General features: G+C 60.6%; 4 protein-coding genes. 3 read left to right on the top strand and 1 reads right to left on the bottom strand.

From position 1 onward, the window contains the following. Window positions 1–112 precede the first annotated feature (112 nt). The 3 genes from JF66_RS25400 (at window position 113) to JF66_RS15675 (ending at window position 2465) form a co-directional block, all read left to right on the top strand. The gene (locus JF66_RS25400) at window positions 113–343 is read left to right on the top strand and encodes a PLDc N-terminal domain-containing protein (RefSeq protein ID WP_035879508.1); all 231 of its coding nucleotides are present in this window, start codon (window positions 113–115) and stop codon (window positions 341–343) included. A 161-nt stretch (window positions 344–504) separates the two neighbouring features. Next, window positions 505–1170, top strand: coding sequence for a DUF6226 family protein (locus tag JF66_RS15680; RefSeq protein ID WP_035879506.1), 666 nt, complete (start codon window positions 505–507; stop codon window positions 1168–1170). A gap of 296 nt (window positions 1171–1466) precedes the next feature. After that, window positions 1467–2465 (top strand): hypothetical protein, encoded by a 999-nt coding sequence (locus JF66_RS15675; protein ID WP_035879504.1) that lies wholly within the window; start codon window positions 1467–1469, stop codon window positions 2463–2465. A 104-nt stretch (window positions 2466–2569) separates the two neighbouring features. Here JF66_RS15675 and JF66_RS24485 read toward each other — a convergent pair. Next, on the bottom strand, window positions 2570–2797 hold a 228-nt coding region (locus tag JF66_RS24485; protein ID WP_035879502.1), incomplete at its 5' end, for a hypothetical protein.

The raw sequence follows: 2797 nt of genomic DNA, 5'->3' as shown, positions 1-2797 counted from the left end.
GAGATCGAAGCCGTCGCGGCGGTAATTGACTGAGAGGACCAGCCCGCTGGAGGTTCGTCACATTGACACGTGTCCTCCAGCCGCTTTATCTTGAAGGAGGACGGGAACCATCATGCATATTCCAGCCACGCTTGCGGTAGTTCTCGCGTCGGTCGTCGCTTTCGCCTACATCGCTGCAATCGTTTACGCGATTGTCCAGATTGGGCGAACACGAGATCTGTCGGACGTGGAGAAAGGTGTCTGGGTGATCGCAGTCCTATTCGCCCCTCTGCTTGGCACGCTCGTTTGGTACTTTGCTGGGCCGCATCCAGTCGGCCTTCGGATCACTCGCCAGTCGCGGTAGCTCTCGAGCGCGAGTTGCAGGGGCGTAGAGGGTCCCTCCGCGATCCCTGGGCACGAGCACCAACGCACTCCCCAGTTCACGACAACCGAGCGTCAAAAGACGACCGATTGCGTGCCGACCGATTGCTCGGTGAACTGGACGCTGACGGATAGTTTGTGAGCATGACAGAGTATCGACGCCCCACATTCCCCGTCGAGGTCTACCACGATGAACAGGGCCGTCCGATTGACTACGGCAATCGATGGGAAGGGGAGTCTCCACCCCAAGACACATATTCCCGCGTTAGCAATCTGCAGCGGTTCGCGCCGTTGCACCTCGTCGCCGACGCGCTCATCGAATGGCTGCAGACCACCTTCGAAGTTGCCGTCGACCAGGCGCCGAGCGCCGCTGCCGATCTTCTCCGCCTGCCGAAAGATGTCGTCCGCGCCGTGCGGGTCGTGCCTCGCGACCCGACAGCGGCCCCGCTGACATTTGTCCTCACACCGTTCCCGGGGGTCTACCTTCACGCAGGTGTGCTCCACGACTTCCACTTGCCCGTGTGCGGCTGTGATGCGTGCGATGACGATGTCTTGACTCTGGCGGAAGAGCTTGAATGGACCGTGCGCACCGTCGTGTCAGGCGGTTATTCTGAGCGATTCGATGCCGGGCGGGGCGACTGGATTGAATTCCGGCTCGAGGAGCCAGAGGTCGGGATGCGATCCGGACGCAGCCGCACCGAGGACCTGCCAGAGCACCGGGTCAAGTTCGCGCGAACCGCGCTACCGCCTGCCGGACAGTGGTCCCCCTGGCCATTACTTCCGAAGGGTGAAGCCGACGCTATCGGCTGATCGCCCGAGCCTGATGTGCCGGTGAGCGTTCCCCAGTGACACGGCATCGGCGCGCTCAGCCGCCGCTGGCTTGGCCCCAATCTGTCGCGCTGGAGGTCCCCCTTACGAGATTGAAGCAGTCGGCTCGAATATCGTGGTGTGCAGCCGCCGCCGGCATAGTGGGCTCGTCCGATATTCCCCGGCGCTGCCGCGCCGTGAACATTCGAGAGCCGGGGCGAGCTTGACCCCGTTCGACGGATGAGATTGACTCGGGCCATGAGGGGGATCGTGCGGTCAATCAGATCTCGCGGCGAAACGTGAGGTCCGCCACGAATACGCATGTTGGGACGATCGAGGCCGCTGCGTCCCTTTCTCTCCTGCGGGCGGCGATCGTGATGGGGCTTACCGCGGTCGTTCTCTTGGTGGCGCTGAATGTCAGCATGATTAGCGCCGTGGCCCTTATGTTCGGGGGGTTGATTGGACTGGCGGTGATGATCATCGTCCCAATCGTTGCCGTCGTTCTAATATCGATCATTTTGACCAGGTTCACCGGCCGTCGTATTATCCGGGCGGCGATTGCGGTGACGGGGGTAGCCTTTGTCGCCTTGGGGGTGGCGTTCTTCGGGTTCCTCACTGTGCCGATGATCTGGGTTCAGCCCGGTTTCGAGCTTGTGCATGTGCTGATCGCGGTTCCTTGCGCATTGACGCTGGGCCTGTTCCTCGGGTCTTGGAGGCTGAGACTTGTGGGATTGATCGGCTGTGCACTCTTGATGGTGGGCGCAGTTTGGGTCTCCTTACTCGATCCTCAGCCGACTGGTCCTTCGAAAGCTGAGCAGCAGCTCGCCGCGAATTTTGAAGCTTTCATTGAGAGCGGTAACTTCCCCATTGTGGCTGATCTTCCGGGTGGCAGAGTCGTCGCGGTCGATGCCAGTGGAGGTCCGTCTCGAACACTGACTCTCACGGCCGACAACGGGGTCGTGGACGCCGTAATTGACCGGAACCCTAGGGCGAGCAATCCCGATATTGCCCCGTGCTGGTACCTCGCCGATGTCGACATGGGGCTTGAGGACACCGATAGCATGCAGGACTACGTGACTTGGTGCACCCACGACCGAGATCTGTGGAAGCTGACCGACGGAACCGGGTACGCGCGAGTGCAGGATGGCAGCATTATCGCGGTGCGGTCTGCAATCAGGGAGAACGTCCAGTCCGATGATGGCCAACATGCTGCGAACGCCGGCGAGGTGCTTCAGGCATGGAACTCACTACGGTTCCTGACCGAGGCCGAAGTTCGAACGCACCTCCAGGACCGCTAATCTCCTGGCATGCCATGACACAACAAATGTGTCGCGGAAATACGGACTGGATGCACACTCGTCATTGCGTCGCACAGCAGACCGGGTCCCAGGACTACCCAGTGTTATGGGTGCGGGAGCCCGCACTCACGATCATGGGCCGCATCGCTTCTTCGCGACATCATTGAAACGTCAGACGAGACTTCCACGGTACCGATCACGGGTGCGGCGTCTTTTGCCGCTTCGTACAACGCCTGGCAAAGTTGATTCGCCTCTTCTGAGCTGGAGACACTCAGGCTAATCGCTGAGAGCGTTGTCTCTGACACGGACAGTTTCTCCAAGCTATCGTAGAA

It is taken from the genome of Cryobacterium sp. MLB-32, assembly GCF_000738085.1.
Lineage (GTDB): Bacteria > Actinomycetota > Actinomycetes > Actinomycetales > Microbacteriaceae > Cryobacterium.
The sequence above is the reverse complement of the archived record's forward strand: the minus strand, read 5'-3'. Positions and strand labels throughout refer to the sequence as shown.